Annotated in this window: 14 protein-coding genes and 1 tRNA gene; 13 read left to right on the top strand and 2 right to left on the bottom strand. The window is 72.9% G+C overall.

Features of this window, described 5'->3' with window-relative positions:
- Positions 1-193: 193 nt before the first annotated feature.
- A complete protein-coding gene (locus tag ACIP37_RS17085; RefSeq protein WP_363581962.1) occupies positions 194-1045 on the top strand; it encodes a fumarylacetoacetate hydrolase family protein in 852 nt (283 codons plus the stop codon).
- Between the two features lie 51 nt (positions 1046-1096).
- Here the strand turns inward: ACIP37_RS17085 and ACIP37_RS17080 are convergent, their stop codons facing one another.
- A complete protein-coding gene (locus tag ACIP37_RS17080; protein WP_363581964.1) occupies positions 1097-1852 on the bottom strand; it encodes a TetR/AcrR family transcriptional regulator in 756 nt (251 codons plus the stop codon).
- Positions 1853-2014: 162 nt separating this feature from the next.
- Here ACIP37_RS17080 and ACIP37_RS17075 point away from each other — a divergent pair, with 162 nt between their 5' ends.
- From ACIP37_RS17075 to ACIP37_RS17060, 4 genes are all read left to right on the top strand, one after another.
- Positions 2015-3721 (top strand): DUF885 domain-containing protein, encoded by a 1707-nt coding sequence (locus ACIP37_RS17075; protein ID WP_363581966.1) that lies wholly within the window; start codon positions 2015-2017, stop codon positions 3719-3721.
- A 179-nt stretch (positions 3722-3900) separates the two neighbouring features.
- Positions 3901-5421 carry an MFS transporter gene (locus ACIP37_RS17070; RefSeq protein WP_400806373.1) on the top strand — a complete coding sequence of 507 codons (1521 nt, stop codon included), beginning with the start codon at positions 3901-3903 and terminating at the stop codon, positions 5419-5421.
- Between the two features lie 81 nt (positions 5422-5502).
- A complete protein-coding gene (locus ACIP37_RS17065) occupies positions 5503-6420 on the top strand; it encodes a carbohydrate kinase family protein (RefSeq protein ID WP_400806372.1) in 918 nt (305 codons plus the stop codon).
- Between the two features lie 116 nt (positions 6421-6536).
- Positions 6537-7565, top strand: coding sequence for a serine protease (locus ACIP37_RS17060; RefSeq protein WP_363581968.1), 1029 nt, complete (start codon positions 6537-6539; stop codon positions 7563-7565).
- Between the two features lie 109 nt (positions 7566-7674).
- On the opposite strand, the gene ACIP37_RS17055 is transcribed toward ACIP37_RS17060, so the two are convergent.
- Positions 7675-7746 (bottom strand) — tRNA-Arg (locus tag ACIP37_RS17055).
- A 198-nt stretch (positions 7747-7944) separates the two neighbouring features.
- On the opposite strand from ACIP37_RS17055, the gene ACIP37_RS17050 reads away from it, so the two are divergent.
- From ACIP37_RS17050 to ACIP37_RS17015, 8 genes are all read left to right on the top strand, one after another.
- The gene (locus ACIP37_RS17050; protein ID WP_363582150.1) at positions 7945-8364 is read left to right on the top strand and encodes a response regulator; all 420 of its coding nucleotides are present in this window, start codon (positions 7945-7947) and stop codon (positions 8362-8364) included.
- Positions 8365-8448: 84 nt separating this feature from the next.
- Positions 8449-10110 (top strand): arginine--tRNA ligase, encoded by a 1662-nt coding sequence (gene argS, locus ACIP37_RS17045; protein ID WP_363581970.1) that lies wholly within the window; start codon positions 8449-8451, stop codon positions 10108-10110.
- 85 nt (positions 10111-10195) lie between these two features.
- Complete coding sequence (lysA, locus tag ACIP37_RS17040; protein ID WP_363581972.1) at positions 10196-11638, top strand: diaminopimelate decarboxylase; 1443 nt, start codon at positions 10196-10198, stop codon at positions 11636-11638.
- 138 nt (positions 11639-11776) lie between these two features.
- Positions 11777-13069, top strand: coding sequence for a homoserine dehydrogenase (locus ACIP37_RS17035; RefSeq protein ID WP_363581974.1), 1293 nt, complete (start codon positions 11777-11779; stop codon positions 13067-13069).
- A 9-nt stretch (positions 13070-13078) separates the two neighbouring features.
- A complete protein-coding gene (gene thrC, locus ACIP37_RS17030; protein WP_063347816.1) occupies positions 13079-14176 on the top strand; it encodes a threonine synthase in 1098 nt (365 codons plus the stop codon).
- A 361-nt stretch (positions 14177-14537) separates the two neighbouring features.
- A complete protein-coding gene (gene thrB, locus ACIP37_RS17025; RefSeq protein WP_400844047.1) occupies positions 14538-15476 on the top strand; it encodes a homoserine kinase in 939 nt (312 codons plus the stop codon).
- 596 nt (positions 15477-16072) lie between these two features.
- Positions 16073-18190 (top strand): transcription termination factor Rho, encoded by a 2118-nt coding sequence (gene rho, locus ACIP37_RS17020; RefSeq protein WP_363581978.1) that lies wholly within the window; start codon positions 16073-16075, stop codon positions 18188-18190.
- 138 nt (positions 18191-18328) lie between these two features.
- Positions 18329-19429, top strand: a complete 1101-nt coding sequence (locus ACIP37_RS17015; protein ID WP_400806363.1) for an LCP family protein — start codon at positions 18329-18331, stop codon at positions 19427-19429.
- Positions 19430-19438: the final 9 nt, after the last annotated feature.

Here is a 19438-nt window from a genome sequence, read left to right as displayed (position 1 = left end):
TACGGACGGGAGGCTGTCAACCGTGCGGGCCGCTGATTCGGCGCCTGCGGCGACTGTGGGAATTGATAGGAATCCGCCCATCGGGACTGTCTGGTTCACCGACCGGTGGCGTTGATATACCTCGTTGCCGGAGTCGGGCGCGGTGTCTTCGGCCGCCCCGGCGAGCTACGACGAAAAGGCTGGTGACGGATCGATGAAGCTCCTCCGCGTCGGACCCCCGGGCGCCGAGCGCCCGGTCGTGCTGGGCCAGGACGGCATCGGGTACGACCTCTCCGGGCGTGCCCGGGACATCGACGGGGCCTTCCTGGCCGGGCTGGACGCCGCCGCCCTGGCGCGGGACGTGGCCGCCGGGGCGCTGCCCCGGGTGGACCTCGCCGGGCAGCGGGTGGGCGCGCCGGTCGCCCGTCCGGGCAAGGTGGTCGGCATCGGGCTCAACTACCGCGACCACGCCGCCGAGGCCGGGGTCGCGGCCCCGGACGAGCCGGTGATCTTCCTCAAGCCGAGCTGTACCGTGGTCGGCCCGTACGACGAGGTGCTGGTGCCGCGCGGCGGCGAGAAGACCGACTACGAGGCCGAGCTGGCCCTCGTGATCGGCCGCACCGCCCGCTACCTGGCCGGGCACGAGGAGGCCGCGGCGGTGATCGCCGGCTACACGATCGCCAACGACGTCACCGAACGGGCCTTCCAGTTCGAGCGCGGCGGCCAGTGGGACAAGGGCAAGTCGGCGGAGACCTTCACCCCGCTGGGGCCCTGGCTGGTCACCGCGGACGAGGTGACCGACCCGCAGCAGCTGCCGCTGCGGCTGTGGGTCAACGGCGAGCTGCGGCAGGACGGCAACACCGGCGAGATGATCTTTCCGGTTCTCGAACTGGTCCGCTACGTCAGCCAGTTCATGGTCCTGGAGCCGGGCGACGTGATCGTCACCGGCACCCCGGCCGGCGTCACCCTGGGCCACCCCGGTACGCCGTTCCTGGCCCCGGGCGACATCGTCGAGATCGAGATCGAGGGCCTCGGCCGCCAGCGGCAGGTGCTCGGCACGGCGTAACGCCCCGCCGGCGCGGCACCGGCCGCCCCGACCCCGGGCACGGGGGTCGGGTCACCGGGCCGCCAGCACCTCGCGCAGCCGCTCGGCCCGCGACGCCTGCGGCCCCTCCAGCGCGAGCAGCAGGGCCAGCACCTGCGCGGTCTGCGGGTCGTGCAGCGCGGTCGCCGCCGCCATCGCCGTGAACTGGTCCACCAGCCAGTCGCGCAGCTCGCCCACCGGCAGCGTGCGCCCCTCGTCCAGCCAGGTCAGCGACGCGCCCTCGACCACCGCGATCCACGAGCGCACCAGCAGCGTCAGCCGGGGCCCGGCCTCCCGCACGCCGAGGTGCCGCAGGGTCCGCTTGAGCGCCGCCCGCCGGACGTCGTCGACGATCGCCGAGGTGCGGGCCGTCTCCACCACCGAACCGCCGCGCAGCAGCGCCGAGTAGCCGGCGTCGTGCTCGGCCACGAAGGCGAAGTAGCCGTCCAGGACGGCCGCCAGCTGCTCGGACGGGGTCCCGGCCAGCGGGACGGCGAAGCGGCTGGTCAGCTCGTCGGCCGCGCTGCGCAGCGCGGCCTCGTACAACTGCTGCTTGCCGCCCGCGAAGTAGCGGTAGACCAGCGGGCGGGAGGCTCCGGCGGCCTCGGCGACGTCGTCCAGGCCCACCTCCTCGGGCGGCCGGGCGGCGAACAGTTCCAGGGCGACCGCGATCAGCTGTTCACGACGCTGCTGCACCGGCAGTCGCCGGTAGCCGGTGCGGCGCGGGCGGGGGCCGGGTGCGGCCGGGGCGGGCACCTGGTCGGTTGCCGTGGTGGGGCGGGCTTCCATGGCGGTCAGCGTAATGGGCGTGGGCCCGATCGGATCCTGTCGCGCGCGGCGGTTTCCCGAACGTGTGTTTGTCCGGGCCCGCCCGGCGGCGGTCGGCCGGTGCATGTCACCGATCGCCCGGTAAAGGCTTGCAATCGGCCCTCGCCACGCCATGATGTCCGAATGGTTGAAGAACTGATCACCTCCGACGCCACCACCCCGCGTCGCATCGCCGACGGTTACGTCCGGGCCCTGGCCGAACTCGACCCGCTGACCGCGGTCTACCTGGGGTTCAGCCCCGAGGACGACCGGCTGCCCGACCTCTCGCCGGCCGGTGCCGAGGCGATCGCCGACCTCGGCCGCCGCACCCTGGCGGCCCTTGCCGAGGCCGAACGCTCCGACGCCGCGCAGGACGAGGCGGAGCGCCGCTGCGCCCGGCTGCTGCGCGAGCGGCTGACCGCCTCCCTCGCCGTCCACGAGGCCGGGGAGAACTTCCGCGCGGTGCGCAACCTGGGCTCCCCGGTGCACGAGGTCCGGGACGTCTTCACCCTGATGGGGACCGACACCGAGGCCGAGTGGCAGGTGGTCGGCCGCCGGCTGGCCCGCGTCCCGCTCGCGCTGGCGCAGTACCGGGAGACGCTGGCCGCCGGCATCGAGCGCGGCCTGCTGTCCGGCCCGCGCCAGGTGGCCACCGTGGTCGGGCAGCTCGGCGAGTGGCTGGAGGGGGACGTACCCGGCGGCTGGTTCGGCGAGTTCGTCCAGGGCGCGCCGGAGGGCCTGCGCGCCGAGCTGTCCGGGCCCGCGCTGGCCGCCGGGGAGGCGCTGGCCGCCCTGCGCGACTGGCTGCGCGACGTCTACGGCCCGGCCGCCGCGGACACCCCCGACACCACCGGCCGCGAGCGCTACCGCCGCTTCGTCCGCTTCTGGACCGGCTCCGACCTGGACCTGGACGAGGCCTACACGTGGGCCTGGGGCGAGTTCCACGACCTGCTCGCGCAGATGGAGGCCGAGGCCGAGAAGGTACGTCCGGGCGCCGGCCCGATGGCGGCGATGAAGTGGCTGGAGGCGGACGGCCCGGCCGTGGAGGGCGCCGAGGCCACCCGCGTGTACCTCCAGGAGCTGATGGACCAGGCGGTCCGGGACCTCCAGGGCACCCACTTCGACCTGGCCGAGCCGATCACCCGGGTCGAGTCGAGGATCGCCCCGCCCGGCAGCGCGGCCGCGCCGTACTACAGCGCGCCCTCGCTGGACTTCAGCCGCCCCGGGCGGACCTGGCTGCCGGCGCTCGGCCGGGAGCGCTTCCCGGTCTGGGACCTGGTCTCCACCTGGTACCACGAGGGCGTCCCGGGCCACCACCTGCAGCTCGCGCAGTGGAACTACGTCGCGGACCGGCTCTCCACCTACCAGGTCAGCCTGGGTGGGGTGAGCGCCAACCTGGAGGGCTGGGCGCTGTACGCCGAGCGCCTGATGGACGAGCTCGGCTACCTCACCGACCCGGGACACCGCCTCGGCTACCTCAACGCGCAGATGATGCGCGCGCTGCGGGTGATCGTCGACATCGGCATGCACGCGGGCCTGGACTTCCCGGCCGACTCCCCGTACCTGCCGGGCGAGCCGGTCAGCCCGGAGGCGGCCCGGGAGTTCTTCGGCCGGTACTGCGGCCTGACCCCCGACTACCTGGACAGCGAACTGGTCCGCTACCTGGGCATGCCCGGCCAGGCGATCGGCTACAAGCTGGGCGAGCGCGCCTGGCTGCGCGGCCGGGCGGCGGCGCGGGCGGCGCACGAGGCGCGCGGCGAGGAGTTCGACCTCAAGGCCTGGCACATGGCGGCGCTCTCGCAGGGCTCGCTGGGGCTGGACGACCTGGTCGAGGAGCTGTCCGCGCTGTAGGGCGGCCGCCGGCCCCGGGCCTCGTCCGCGAGCCCCGGGGCCGCTGGTCCTTTGGCCCGAAAAGGTCGATTTGGCGAGGTTTTTCCTTGCCATCCGCCCGTGCGGGAGCTTCGCTTGAAGGCGACTGCGTGACATCCCCGACTGCGTGACCCCTCCGTACCCCTCCGGAAGGCTGACCAGTGTCTGCGCAAACCGCCACCGGTCATGAGAACGCGGACAGCCGCCGCTGGTGGGTGCTGGTGGTCATCGCCATCGCCCAGCTCATGATCGTCCTCGACGTCACCATCGTGAACATCGCGCTGCCGTCGGCGCAGCGGGACCTGGGCATCTCCGACGCCGACCGGCAGTGGGTGATCACCGCCTACACGCTCGCCTTCGGCGGCCTGCTGCTGCTCGGCGGACGGCTGGGCGACCTCTTCGGCCGCAAACGCGTCTTCACCGTCGGCCTGCTGGGCTTCGCCGCCGCCTCCGCCCTCGGCGGCTCGGCGGACGGCTCCGCCATGCTCTTCGGCGCCCGCGCCCTCCAGGGCGGGTTCAGCGCCCTGCTCGCCCCCTCGGCCCTGGGGCTGCTCTCCACCACCTTCACGGACCCCAGGGAGCGCAGTACGGCCTTCGGCGTCTTCGGCGCGATCGCCGCCGGCGGCTCCGCACTCGGCCTGATCCTGGGCGGGCTGCTGACCGAGTACCTGGACTGGCGCTGGTGCCTGTTCGTCAACGTCCCGATCGCCGCCGCCGCGGCCCTCGCGGCCACCGGCCTCCTGGAGCGCGACAACGCCGCCGGGGGGCGCCGGGTCCGGCTCGACCTGCCCGGCGCGCTGCTCGGCTGCGGCGGCCTGCTGGCGATCGTCTTCGGCACGTCCGAGGCCGTCACCCGGACCTGGGGCGACGGGCTGGTGCTCGGTTCGCTGGCCGTCGGTCTGGCGCTGCTCGCGGTGTTCGTCCTGGTCGAGAGGCGCACCGCGCACCCGCTGCTGCCGCTGCACATCGTCGCCGACCGCAACCGCGGCGGCGCCGCCCTCTCGGTCGGCCTGGCCATGATCGGCATGTTCGGCCTGTTCCTCTTCCTCACCTACTACCTCCAGGTCATCAAGCACTTCTCGCCGGTGCTGTCGGGCGTCTCCTTCCTGCCCATGACGGCCGCCATCGTGCTCAGTTCGACCGGCTTCGCGGCCCGGCTGATGACCAGGGTGCCGACCCGGAACCTGGTCTGCCCCGGGCTGCTGCTCGCCGCGGCCGGCATGGCCTGGCTGACCCGGATGACGGTCGACAGCCCGTGGGCCGGCACGGTGCTGCCCGCCGAGCTGCTGCTCGGCTCCGGCATGGGCCTGGTCTTCATGCCGTCGATGAACCTGGCCACCCTCGGGGTCTCCCCGCACGAGGCGGGCGCGGCCTCGGCCACCATCAACTCGGCCCAGCAGGTGGGCGGTTCGTTCGGCACGGCGCTGCTGAACACGGTCGCGGCCAGTGCCACCGCGTCGTTCCTGGCCACCCGGATCGCCTCGTCGCCGGCGGTACGGGCCCAGGGCACGGTGCACGGCTACGTGGTCGCCACCTGGGTGTCGACGGGCGTCCTGCTGCTGGCCGCGCTGATCGCCTTCCGGGTGATCGACCACCGGCCGGCGCCCGCTGTGACGACCGTCGTCCCGGGCGGGGCGCAGGCCCACACGGCCGTCCCGGCGGAGCCCCGACGAGAACCCTGAAATTTTCAGCAAGACCTTGCAGTCAACCTCCGGCGCCTGCTTGACTCCTGGCCACCGTCCAGGAACCGAGGAGGCGCCGTCGTGCTGCCCGAGTTCGACCTGCTCGTCGTCGGCGGCTCCGGCGTCGACACCATCGTCCGGGTGGACCGGCTGGAGGTCCCGCCCGGCGACTCGCTGTTCGTCGGACCCGTCCGCGACTACGTCGGCCACACCGGCAACGGCGTCGCCCTCGGCGCCCACCACCTCGGCCTGCGCACCGCCTTCCTCGACTTCCTCGGCGACGACCCGCAGGGCGCCCTGGTCCGCGCCTCCTACGAGCGCCACGGCCTGCACTTCGCGCACCTGGTGAGCCCGCACGGCACCCCGCGCGGGGTCAACCTGGTGGACGCCGCCGGCCGCCGGTTCTCCTTCTTCGACGGCCGCCACCCCGCCGACCTGCGGCTGCCGCCCGAGTTCTACCTGCCGTACGCGCGGCGCAGCCGGCACGTCCACCTCTCCATCACCGGCGTCAACCGGGACATGTACGCCGACCTCCACCGGCTCGGCCGCACCACCTCCACCGACCTGCACGACTGGGACGGCACCAACCCGCACCACCGCGACTACGCGCTCGGCTCGGACCTGGTGTTCCTCTCGGTGGCCGGCTGCCGCGGCCGGCACGAGCAGGTGATGCGCGCGATCCTCGCCGAGGGCCGCGCCGGTGTCGTCACCGCCACCGCGGGCGCCGACGGCTGCTACCTGCTCACCCGGGACGACGACGAGGTGCACCACCTCCCGGCCGTCGACCCGGGCCGCCCGGTGGTGGACACCAACGGCGCCGGGGACGCCTTCGTCGCGGGCTTCCTCGCCGCCTGGTTCCGGGGCCGCCCGCCGCTGGAGTGCGCCCGGGCCGGCTCGGTCGCGGGTGCCTTCACCTGCACCGTCGCCGGGACGCACACCGCCTTCGTCGGGGCCGAGGAGCTGGGGAGCGCGCTGGACCGCTTACTCGCCGACGGGTGAGGTTTTTCTCATGGATATCCCAGCCACCGGTAACGACCTTTCCAGGCTGAAACGGCATAGTCGTTGATCGCACGCAGCCCCCGGGAAACCGTCGATCACTGGCAGGAGAGACAGACATGGGTCAGCACCGCCGCCCGACGTCGCGCCGCCGCCGCAGCCTTCTGGGGCCGACCCTGTTCACCGCGCTCTCGGCGGTGGTGGTGGCCGCCGTGGTCACCGGTACGCACGGGCTGAGCCTGTCCGACGCGACGGCCGCCGGGAAGGCGGCCCGCAGCTCCCGGGCCGCCGTCGCGCCGGCGGCGACCGGGCCCGCGTCCGAGGCGCCCGCCGCACCCGCACCGGTCGACGCCCCCGCTCCGACCGACAGCCCCTCCGCCGCCCCGGCCGACAGCCCGGCCGACAGCCCGACCGACAGTGCGAGCGCCGACCCCGGCAGCGCCCCGGCGGCCACCCCGACGCCCTCCGCGCCGGCCACCCCCGACACCCGCGGCGCCGTCCTCGGCACCACCGCCACCGCCGCCGCCACCCCCGAAGCGGCCACCGTGGGCGCGCTGTTCAGCGGCACCGTGGCGGCCGGAAACCACTTCTGCACCGCCAGCGTGCTGCACAGCCCCGGCGGCAACCTGCTGCTGACCGCCGCGCACTGCCTCAGCAGCGCCGGCGGCGTCACCTTCGTCCCCGGCTACCGCGACGGCTCCGCCCCGTACGGCAGCTGGCAGGTCACCGCGGTCCACACCACCACCGGCTGGTCCCAGAAGGGCGACCAGGACGAGGACTTCGCCGTCCTGGAGACGGCCCCGAGCAACGGCCGCAACGTCGAGGACGTGGTCGGCGGCAACCGGCTCGGCGCCGACGAGCCCTTCGGCGCGACCGTCCGCCTCTACGGCTACCCCGGCGACGCCGAGGAGCCCATCCTGTGCACCAACACCACCGGCCGGCAGAGCACCTACCAGCGCGTCATCGACTGCCCCGCCTACCCGTCCGGCACCAGCGGCGGCCCCTGGATCAACGTCGCCACCGGCGACGTGGTCGGCGCCATCGGCGGCTACCAGCAGGGCGGCGACACCGACGACGTGTCCTACAGCGCCTACTTCGACCACACCATCGCCGGGCTGGTCTCCCAGGTCGAGGGCACCTCGTCCTGAGCCCGGCCGGGCCGGCACCGCGCGCCGCCAACCGGGCCCGGACATGACGAAGGCCCAGATCCGTGGATCAACTCCACTGATCTGGGCCTCAGTTGCACTCCTTGCGAAGTGCCCCCGGTAGGATTCGAACCTACGCACCCGCCTCCGGAGGGCGGTGCTCTATCCCCTGAGCTACGGGGGCCTGCTCGGTGTCGTCGGCGTTTCGGCCTCCGACGTGAAGAACACTACCAGGCTCCGGGCGTGGTCCGTGCACGGGTTTGCGGCGGGGGTGCCGGAGCGGGTGCGGGGTGCGCCGGCGGCGGGCGGCGGGGGTCGGTGGAAGTGCCCAAAGGCCGGACGGGGCGGCGGGGGCGCCGATACCCTCGGTGAGGTGTCGGGAGTGTCCGGGCGGGTCCTCGTGGTGGACGACAGCGAGGTGATCCGCCAGCTGATCAGGGTCAACCTGGAGCTCGAGGGCTTCGAGGTGGTGACCGCCGCCGACGGCGCCGAGTGCCTGGAGGTGGTCCGCCGGGTGAAGCCGGACGTGGTGACGCTGGACGTGATGATGCCGCGCCTGGACGGCCTGCGGACGGCGGCCCGGCTGCGCGCGACCCCGGGGACCAGCCGGCTGCCGATCGCGATCGTGAGTGCCTGCACCCCGGCCGATCTGGACCTGGGGGAGGCCGTCGGGGTGGACGGCTACCTCGGCAAGCCCTTCGACCCGGCCGATCTGGTGGCGCTGGTGCGGCGGCTGATGGCCCTGGGAGGACAGCCGGGCGGGTTTCGCCCTGAGCGAACAGAGCGGACCGATCGAGGCTGACACCGCTGACGGGAGGGCTCGCGGGCGTCCCGACCGGCAAACCGGGTGGCGGGCGGGCACCCCGTCTCGCCTACGCTTGGCGTCGTGACACCCGCAGAGCTTTCCCAGGCAGTCCAGGCCGCAGTGAGCGCCGCCGTCGAGGCGGGCGAGCTGACCGTCGCCGTGCCCGAGCACGTGACGGTCGAGCGACCCAAGAACAGGGACCACGGCGACTACGCGATCAACGTGGCCCTCCAGCTCGCCAAGGCGGCCGGCCGCCCGCCGCGAGCCGTGGCGGAACTGCTGGCCGACCGCCTGCGAGGGATCACCGGCGTCGCCAAGGTCGACATCGCCGGGCCGGGCTTCCTGAACATCACCATGGACGCCGCGACCCAGGGCGCGCTGGCGCGCACCATCGTCGAGACGGGCGAGGCCTACGGGCGCAACGAGGCGCTCAAGGGCCTGAAGATCAACCTGGAGTTCGTCTCCGCCAACCCGACCGGCCCGATCCACATCGGCGGCGTCCGCTGGGCCGCCGTCGGCGACTCGCTGGCGCGCGTGCTGCGGGCCAGCGGCGCCGACGTCACCACCGAGTACTACCTGAACGACGCCGGCGTGCAGATCTCCAAGTTCGCCGGCTCGCTGAAGGCCGCCGCGAACGGTCAGCCCGTCCCCGCCGACGGCTACGTGGGCGAGTACATCGGCGACATCGCCAAGGCGATCACCGACGGCGTCCCGGGCGTGCTCGACCTGCCCGACGCCGAGCAGCTGGAGGCCTTCCGCACCGAGGGCCTCAAGCTCATGGTGGCCGAGATCCAGCGCTCGATGCAGGAGTTCGGCACCCACTTCGACGTCTGGTTCTCCGAGAAGACGCTGCACGAATCCGGCGCGGTCGAGAAGGCCATGGACCGGCTGCGCGAGCAGGGCCACGTCTTCGAGCAGGACGGCGCGGTCTTCCTGCGCACCACCGACTTCGGCGACGACAAGGACCGCGTCCTGGTCAAGGCCGACGGCGAGACCACCTACTTCGCCGCCGACGCCGCGTACTACCTGTCGAAGCGGGACCGCGGTGCCGAGGTCTCCGTCTACATGCTGGGCGCCGACCACCACGGCTACGTCAACCGGCTGAAGGCCATCGTGGCCTGCGCGGGCGACGACATGAACCGCAACATCGAGGTCAAGATCGGCCAGTTCGTGAAGATGCTTCGCGACGGCGAAGAGGTCCGCATGTCCAAGCGGGCCGGCAACATCATCACGATCGACGACGTGATCGAGTGGATCGGCGTGGACGCCGCCCGCTACACCCTGACGCGGTCCCCCACGGACTCCACCATCACGCTCGACATCAACGTGCTGACCAGCCAGTCCAACGAGAACCCGGTCTACTACGTCCAGTACGCGCACACCCGGATGTGCGGCGTGGCCCGCAAGGCCGCGCAGCTCGGCGTCGACAAGGGCGCGGCGGAGGACTTCAAGCCCGAGCTGCTCGCCACCGTGTGGGAGAACGACATCCTCGGTGCCCTCGGCGAGTTCCCGCGGATCCTGGCCACGGCCGGCGAGCTGCGCGAGCCGCACCGGGTCGCCCGCTACCTGGAGGACCTGGCGGGCAAGTACCACCGCCTGTACGAGAACTGCATGTTCCTGCCCAAGGGCGACGAGGAGCTCACGGACACGCACCGCGCCCGGCTCTGGCTGGTCGAGGCCACGCGAACGGTGATGGCCAACGGCCTGACGCTCCTGGGCGTCACGGCGCCCGAGCGGATGTAGGCACCACCCCCAAGTGCGCAGCGGGGGCGGCTGACGGTCAACGGAGACCGTCGCCGCCCCTCGCCATAGGTCAAGGAAGCAGGACATGTCTCGCTCCGCACACCCCGCAGGCCCCCGTCACGGTGACGTGCTGCCCGAGGGCCACTACGCCGCCCCGCCGGCCGACCTGAACGCGCTCGACCCCAAGGTCTGGTCGCGCACCGTCGCCCGCGACGCCGAGGGCGTGGCCACCGTCGGCGGGATCGACGTCAAGTCCCTGGCGGCCGAGTTCGGCACGCCGGCCTACGTGCTCGACGAGGACGACTTCCGGGCCCGGGCGCGGGCCTGGCGCGACGCCTTCGGCACCGAGGCGGACGTCTTCTACGCCGGCAAGGCGTTCCTCTCCAAGGCGATCGTGCGCTGGCTGCACGAGGAGGGCCTGAACCTCGACGTGTGCAGCTCCGGCGAGCTGACGGTGGCGCTGGCCGCCGGGATGCCGCCGCAGCGGATCGCGCTGCACGGCAACAACAAGACGGCGGACGAGCTCGAACACGCGGTGAAGACCGGTGTCGGGCGCATCGTGGTCGACTCCTACGAGGAGATCGAGCGGCTGGCCGCGATCACGGCCCGCCAGGGCGTCCGCCAGCAGGTGCTGATCCGGATCACCGTCGGCGTCGAGGCGCACACCCACGAGTTCATCGCCACGGCGCACGAGGACCAGAAGTTCGGGCTGTCCCTGAGTCTGGCTGCGCCGCGAAGCGGCTCGGTCGAGGGTGGTGGTGGGCGACGGGAGGGCGGCTCGGCCGCCGAGGCGGTGCGCCGGGTGCTCGGGCACGAGGGCCTGGAGCTGCGCGGCATCCACTCGCACATCGGCTCGCAGATCTTCGACACCGCCGGTTTCGAGGTGGCCGCCCGCCGGGTGGTCGGCCTGCTGGCCGAGATCCGCGACGAGCACGGCGTCGAGCTGCCCGAGATCGACCTGGGCGGCGGCCTGGGCATCGCGTACACCAGCGAGGACGACCCGCGCGAGCCGGCCGAGATCGCGGCCGCGCTGGCCGACATCGTGCGCCGCGAGTGCGCCGCCGCGAACCTGAACACCCCCCGGCTGAGCGTGGAGCCGGGCCGGGCGATCGTCGGCCCGACGGCGTTCACGCTGTACGAGGTCGGCACCGTCAAGCCGCTGGAGGGCCTGCGCACCTACGTCAGCGTGGACGGCGGGATGTCCGACAACATCCGGACCGCGCTGTACGACGCCGAGTACTCGGTGGCCCTGGTGTCGCGCCGCAGCGACGCCGAGCCGATGCTGGTGCGGGTGGTCGGCAAGCACTGCGAGTCAGGCGACATCGTGGTCCGGGACGCCTTCCTGCCGGCCGACCTGGCCCCGGGCGACCTGATCGCGGTGCCCGCAACCGGCGCGTACTGCCGCTCGATGGCGAGCAATTACAACCACGCCCTGAAGCCTCCCGTGCTGGCCGTCAAGGATGGCGCCGCGCGGGTGATCGTCCGGCGCGAGACGGAGGAGGATCTCCTGCGTCTCGATATCGGATGACGAAATCCTTGTCTCAGATCATGGAACGACCGTAGATCCGTGCGGGAAGTCCCCGAGACTGGTACGGACCGAAGTTCCCGGCGGCCCCCAGAATCCCGCCGGAATTACCGAAGCACGAAGAATGCAGAGCGGAGTCGGATGATGCGTACGCGCCCGCTGAAGGTGGCGTTGCTGGGTTGTGGTGTGGTGGGCTCCGAGGTGGCGCGCATCATGACGACGACGGCCGACGACCTCGCCGCGCGCATCGGTGCCCCGGTCGAGCTCGCGGGGATCGCGGTCCGCCGGGCCGGCCGGGTGCGCCCGGGCGTGCCTGAGCACCTGATCACCACCGACGCCGAGGCCCTGGTCAACCGGGGCGACATCGACGTGGTGGTCGAGGTCGTGGGCGGCATCGAGCCGTCCAAACACCTCATCCTGTCGGCGTTCCAGCGGGGCGCCTCGGTGGTCAGCGCCAACAAGGCGCTGCTCGCCAAGGACGGCACCGAACTGCACGCCGCGGCCGCCGCGGCCGGGGTGGACCTGTACTACGAGGCCGCGGTGGCGGGCGCGATCCCGCTGCTGCGCCCGCTGCGCGAGTCCCTCGCGGGGGACAAGGTCAACCGGGTGCTGGGCATCGTCAACGGCACCACCAACTTCATCCTCGACAAGATGGACACCACCGGCGCCGGCTACTCGGAGGCGCTGGAGGAGGCCACCGCGCTGGGCTACGCCGAGGCCGACCCGACGGCCGACGTCGAGGGCTTCGACGCCGCCGCCAAGGCCGCGATCCTGGCCGGCATCGCCTTCCACACCAAGGTCACCGCGGCGGACGTCTACCGCGAGGGCATCACCGAGGTGACGGCCGCCGACATCGCCTCCGCCAAGGAGATGGGCTGCGTGGTCAAGCTGCTCGCGATCTGCGAGCGGGCGGCGGACGGCGAGTCCGTCACCGCGCGGGTCCACCCGGCGATGATCCCGCTGTCGCACCCGCTGGCCTCCGTCCGCGAGGCGTACAACGCGGTGTTCGTCGAGGCCGAGGCGGCCGGCCGGCTGATGTTCTACGGCCCGGGCGCGGGCGGCTCGCCGACCGCCTCCGCGGTGCTCGGCGACCTGGTCGCGGTCTGTCGCAACAAGCTGGCCGGTGCCACCGGTCCCGGTGACTCGGTGTACACGCAGCTGCCCGCCAAGCCGATGGACGAGGTGGTCACCCGCTACCACGTCAGCCTGGACGTGGACGACCGTGCGGGTGTCCTCGCCCAGGTCGCGTCCGTCTTCGCGGAGCACGGCGTCTCCATCGACACCGTGCGCCAGCAGGGCCGCGACGGCGACGCCTCGCTCGTCGTGGTCACTCACCGTGCCACCGACGCCGCGCTGTCGGCGACGGTCGACAAGCTCCGCGCGCTGGACAGCGTGCGGGACGTGGCCAGCATCATGCGGGTCGAAGGGGAGTAAGGAACAGCCATGAACGCCGTTGCCGAGAACGTCGTCCGAGGCGCGCACACCCACCAGTGGCGCGGCCTGATCGAGGAGTACCGGGACCGCCTGCCGGTCACCGCGGCCACCCCGGTGGTCACCCTGCTGGAGGGCGGCACGCCGCTGGTCCCCGCCCAGGTGCTGTCCGAGCGCACCGGCTGCGAGGTCTACCTCAAGGTCGAGGGTGCCAACCCGACCGGCTCCTTCAAGGACCGCGGGATGACGATGGCCATCTCCAAGGCCAAGGAGGAGGGGGCGCAGGCCGTCATCTGCGCCTCCACCGGCAACACCTCGGCCTCCGCCGCCGCGTACGCGGTGCGGGCCGGGATGGTCTGCGCGGTGCTCGTCCCGCAGGGCAAGATCGCCCTCGGCAAGATGGGCCAGGCGCTGGTGCACGGCGCCAAGATCCTCCAGGTGGACGGGAACTTCGACGACTGCCTCACCCTCGCGCGTGAGCTGTCCGAGAAGTACCCGGTGGCGCTGGTCAACTCGGTGAACCCGGTGCGGATCGAGGGCCAGAAGACCGCGGCCTTCGAGATCGTCGACATGCTCGGCGACGCCCCGGACATCCACGTCCTGCCGGTCGGCAACGCGGGCAACATCACCGCGTACTGGAAGGGCTACCGCGAGTACTCCGCCGACGGCCTGGCCACGCGCACCCCGCGGATGTGGGGCTTCCAGGCCTCCGGCTCGGCCCCGATCGTGGACGGCGCGCCGGTGCTCAAGCCGCAGACCATCGCCACCGCGATCCGGATCGGCAACCCGGCCTCCTGGGACTTCGCGCTCGCCGCGCGGGACGAGTCGGGCGGCCTCATCGACAAGGTGACGGACCGTCAGATCCTTTCCGCCTACCGGCTGTTGGCCGCGCAGGAGGGCGTCTTCGTGGAGCCCGCCTCGGCCGCCTCGGTGGCCGGCCTGCTGGCCAAGGCGGAGGCCGGCCTGGTCGACCCGGGCCAGCGCATCGTCTGCACCGTGACCGGCAACGGCCTCAAGGACCCGGACTGGGCGGTGGCCGGCGCGCCGCAGCCGCAGATCGTCCCGATCGACCCGGAGGCGGCGGCGCAGCGCCTGGGCCTGCTCGACTGACCTGTCGTCGGGCTCCACGGGCGCCCGACGCCTCGACGGGCCGACCCTTTCGGGGGTCGGCCCGTCGATGTTCTCCGGTGACACTTTTGTGTCAATTACGCCGCGCATTCCGATCCGATTCCGGTACGCATTCCGGCCAGAAGCGGCAACACACCAGATCGGAGGACCACGGGGTGTACCACTGGGGAACCTCTCTTCGATACTCTGGGTTCGGCCGTGTGGCACATGCCCCGGGTCCGGCCTTCTCCAGGCCGCGCCAACGACCGTGACCGCCCGCCCCGCCGGGGCCTGTGGTCCATTCCCCGCCTTCGCACCGACGACGCGATCCGCGCCGCCCGATTTCCCCAGGAGAGTCCACCGCATGGCCGGTCCCGCGTTCCGTGCCGCCGCCGTCCGGGTCCGGGTTCCCGCGACCAGTGCCAACCTCGGCCCGGGCTTCGACGCCTTCGGCCTCGCGCTGGGCCTGTACGACGACGTGGTCGTCCGGGTCGCCGACTCCGGGCTCTCCATCGACATCGCCGGCGAGGGTGCCGACACGCTGCCCCGCGACGAGCGCCACCTGCTGGTCCGCTCGATGCGCGCCGCCTTCGACCGCCTCGGCGGCCAGCCGCGCGGCCTCGAAGTGGTCTGTGCCAACCGGATACCGCACGGCCGCGGCCTCGGCTCCTCCTCGGCCGCGATCTGCGCCGGCATCGTGGCCGCCCGCGCGGTCACCATCGGCGGCCCGTCCGCGCTGGACGACGACGCGCTGCTGGCCCTCGCCTCCGAGCTGGAGGGCCACCCCGACAACGTCGCGGCCTGCCTGCGCGGCAACTTCACCATCGCCTGGACGGACGAGGAGTCGGCCAAGGCGGTCAGCCTGGAGCCCTCCGACCGGGTCGTCCCGGTGGTGTTCGTCCCCGCTGACGAGGTGCTCACCGAGACCGCCCGCGGCCTGCTGCCGAAGACCGTGCCGCTGACCGACGCCGCCGTCAACGCCGGCCGCGCCGCGCTGCTGGTCGAGGCGCTGACCAGGCGGCCCGAGCTGCTGCTCGCCGCCACCGAGGACCGCCTGCACCAGGACTACCGCTCCTCCGCCATGCCCGACAGCGCCGCCCTGGTGGGCGCGCTGCGCGCGGAGGGCGTCCCCGCGGTGATCTCCGGGGCCGGCCCGACCGTCCTCGCGCTCACCGACGAGGCGGGCGCCGACAAGGTGCTCTCCTTCGCCGGGCACCACGGCCACGGCGGCGACCCGGCGTTCGCCGCGCACCGCCTGGAGCTCGACCGGATCGGGGTCACCGTGCTCCCGCTGGACGGCTGAACGGCCCGTCCGGGCTGCTCGTCCGGCCCGGCCCGGCCACCTGAGAGCCGGGCCGTCCGGACACGATTGGCAAGCGCAAGGCTGGGGAATGTCTGAGGGGGTCGGTAGTGTTAACCTCATTGCTGCACCAGGTGCCCTCCGGGGCTCGGTGCGCCGCGTCCCGATCCCAGCACTCCACTGCCGTGGAGTCGCGGCGATGCACGGGGCGACGATTCTCCGGGAGCCCACCGCAGCGCGTACGCAGCCTGCCTGCGCGACACGCGGCCGCATCCCGAAGCCGTGACGGCACCTGACTCCCACCCGCGGCCTCCCACCTTGAGGCCAGGACGGGCGGAGCGCGGTCCACCGTCACGCGACGGGGGCCCGGGATTCGCAGGCAAGCGTGGGGGTACGCCCGGTCGGCACACGACCGACCGGCCCGCCGCGCCACTCAGCACCACCGTGCTTCACGCACCGCACCTCGCAGCTCTCCCTCGACCGGCTTCCGCCTTTCGGGGGATCACCGCCTCGGACCGACGCAGTCGAGCGTCGGTCAGGACAGCACAACCGGTCGCCGAGCCAGACAGGCCGACGTCCGCTCCAGGGAAGGACCCTTAGTGAGCGACTCCACCGATCTGATGGGCGCGCGCCCGGACGCCGAGGCGTCGGACGCAGCCGCCGCCCCCGCGGCCCCGGCGCGGCGCCGCCGTACCGCCGCCGCCGGCCTGGACGGCATGGTCCTGGCCGAGCTGCAGAAGCTCGCCGGGGACCTGGGCATCACCGGTACCGGACGCATGCGCAAGAGCCAGCTGATCGAGACCATCAAGGAGAAGAGCGGCGGAGACCCGCTGCTCGCCGCCGGTGGTGCTCCGGCCGCCGCCAAGCGCACCGCCGCCAAGGCGGACGCCGCCGAGGCGCCGGCCGAGAAGCCGGCCCGCCGCACCAAGGCCGCCGCCGCTGCCGCTACCGCCGCCGCGGCCCCGGCCGCCGCCGAGTCGCAGGCCCAGATCGAGATCCCGGTCCAGGCCGCCGCCGAGACCGCCGCGCCCGCCCGTGCCGAGCGCACCCGCCGCCGCGCCACCTCGGCCGCCGGTGCCCCGACCGCCGACGCCACGGCCGACGCCGCCGTTGCGGTGGCCGAGCCCAAGCAGGCCGAGACCCGCCAGGCCGAGACCCGCGCCTTCGAGGGCCGCGAGGAGGGCCGCACCGAGACCCGTCGCGACCGCCGGGACCGCCGGGACCGCGGCGACCGCCCGGAGCGGGCCGACCGCCCCGAGCGCGCCGAGCGCCAGGACGGCGGCGAGGCCCAGGACGGCGACTCCCGCGAGTCGCGCCGCGACCGCCGCAACCGCCGCGAGCGCACCGACCGCCAGCCCCAGCAGGGCGGCGGCCAGCAGCAGGCCGGTCAGGGCGACGGCCAGCAGGCCCGCCAGGGCGGCCAGCAGACCCAGCAGCCGCAGGTCCAGCAGGGCGGCTACGACGACGACGAGTTCGGTGACGGCCGCCGTGGCCGCCGTGGCCGCTACCGCGACCGCCGGGGCCGTGGCGCCCGCCGCGAGGGCTTCGAGGCCGGCCCCGCCGAGCCGCAGGTCGGCGAGGACGACGTCCTGATCCCGGTCGCGGGCATCCTCGACATCCTCGACAACTACGCGTTCGTGCGCACCTCCGGCTACCTGCCGGGCCAGAACGACGTCTACGTCTCGCTCGCCCAGGTCCGCAAGAACGGCCTGCGCAAGGGCGACGCCATCACCGGCGCGGTGCGTCAGCCCAAGGACGGCGAGCGCCGCGAGAAGTTCAACGCCATGGTGCGGCTGGACTCCGTCAACGGCATGGACCCGGAGAGCGGCCGCGGCCGCCCCGAGTTCAACAAGCTCACCCCGCTCTACCCGCAGGACCGGCTGCGTCTGGAGACCGACGCGGGCATCCTGACCACCCGGATCATCGACCTGGTGTCGCCGATCGGCAAGGGCCAGCGCGGTCTGATCGTCGCGCCGCCGAAGACCGGCAAGACGATGGTGCTGCAGGCGGTCGCCAACGCGATCACCCACAACAACCCCGAGTGCCACCTGATGGTCGTCCTGGTCGACGAGCGTCCGGAAGAGGTCACCGACATGCAGCGGTCGGTGAAGGGCGAGGTCATCTCCTCGACCTTCGACCGCCCGGCCGAGGACCACACCACCGTCGCCGAGCTGGCCATCGAGCGCGCCAAGCGCCTGGTGGAGCTGGGCCACGACGTGGTCATCCTGCTGGACTCGATCACCCGCCTCGGCCGCGCCTACAACCTGGCGGCGCCGGCCTCCGGCCGCATCCTGTCCGGTGGTGTCGACTCGACCGCGCTGTACCCGCCGAAGAAGTTCTTCGGCGCCGCGCGCAACATCGAGAACGGCGGCTCGCTGACCATCCTGGCCACCGCGCTGGTCGAGACCGGCTCGCGCATGGACGAGGTGATCTTCGAGGAGTTCAAGGGCACCGGCAACATGGAGCTCAAGCTCGACCGGAAGCTCTCGGACAAGCGCATCTTCCCGGCCGTCGACGTGGACGCCTCCAGCACCCGCAAGGAGGAGATCCTGCTCGGCAGCGAGGAGTTGGCCATCGTCTGGAAGCTGCGCCGGGTGCTGCACGCGCTCGACTCGCAGCAGGCGATCGAGCTGCTCCTGGACAAGATGAAGCAGACCAAGAGCAACGCCGAGTTCCTGATGCAGATCGCCAAGACCACCCCCGGCTCCAACGACTGACCGTAGCCGGACGGTTGTCGCCCACCGAACCCCGGACCGCGCGAGCGGTCCGGGGTTCGGTGCGTCCACTCGGCTTTGTTCCAGAGTTGGGACATCATGAGGCTTTTTGATCATCTTGTCCGTTTTACTCTGGACCGTATGGCCGAGCACAAGAGGGTCCTGACCCGCCGCCGCAAGATCCTGCGGGCGGCCGCCTGCACGTTCGCCGCGCTCGTCGTCCTCGGCGCCGGAGCGGCCGGGTACGCGTACGTCGAACTCAACGGCAACATCAAGAGCGTCGACATCAACGCCCGCCTCGGCGACGCCCGCCCGCCGGCCGCCACCGACGGCTCGTTCAACGTCCTGGTGCTGGGCTCCGACTCGCGCAACGGCGAGAACGGCGACCTGGCCGGCGGCGACACCGGCGACACCGCCCGCTCGGACACCGCGATGGTGCTGCACGTCAACCAGGACCACTCGCACGCCGAGGTCGTCTCGATCCCGCGCGACACCCTGGTCACCCGGCCCGACTGCACCGACGCCGCCGGCAAGGCGGTGGCCGGCGCCAAGCGCGCGATGTACAACAGCGCCTTCGAGGCCGGCGGCGCGGCCTGCGCGGTCAAGACCACCGAGCAGCTCACCGGGCTGCGGATGGACCACTACGTGCAGATCGACTTCGCCGGCTTCGCCCGCGTCGTGGACGCGATAGGCGGGGCCACCGTGAGCACCGCGGTGGCCATCCACGACAAGGACAGCGGGCTCGACCTGCCGCCGGGCGAGCACCACCTCGACGGGCAGCAGTCGCTGGCCTTCGTCCGCACCCGGCACGGCGTCGGCGACGGCAGCGACCTCGGCCGGATCGAACTCCAGAAGCAGATGGTGAAGTCGCTGCTCCAGCAGGCCGGCGGGATCGGGCTGTTCTCCAACCCGGTCAAGCTCTGGTCGATCGGCGACACCATGACCCGCAGCATCACCACCGACTCCGCGCTGGGTTCGGTGAACGCCCTGGTGGGGCTCGTCCAGGAGCTCAAGGGGATCGGGCCGGACCAGCTCGGCATGGTGACCCTGCCGGTGATGACCGCCCCCGGTGACCCCAACCGGGTGGTCGAGCAGCAGCCGCAGGCGGACCAGCTCTGGGCGGCCCTCAAGGCCGACCAGCCGGTCCCGCAGGCGATCGTCTCGGCGCAGCCCGAGAACCCCGCCCAGGCCGCCCCCACGGCCGCCCCCACGGCCCCGGCGAAGGCTCCCGCCAGGCGCTGAGCGGTGCCC

The sequence above is a fragment of the Kitasatospora sp. NPDC088861 genome (assembly GCF_044750105.1).
Classification (GTDB): Bacteria; Actinomycetota; Actinomycetes; order Streptomycetales; family Streptomycetaceae; genus Kitasatospora.
The sequence above is the reverse complement of the archived record's forward strand: the minus strand, read 5'-3'. Positions and strand labels throughout refer to the sequence as shown.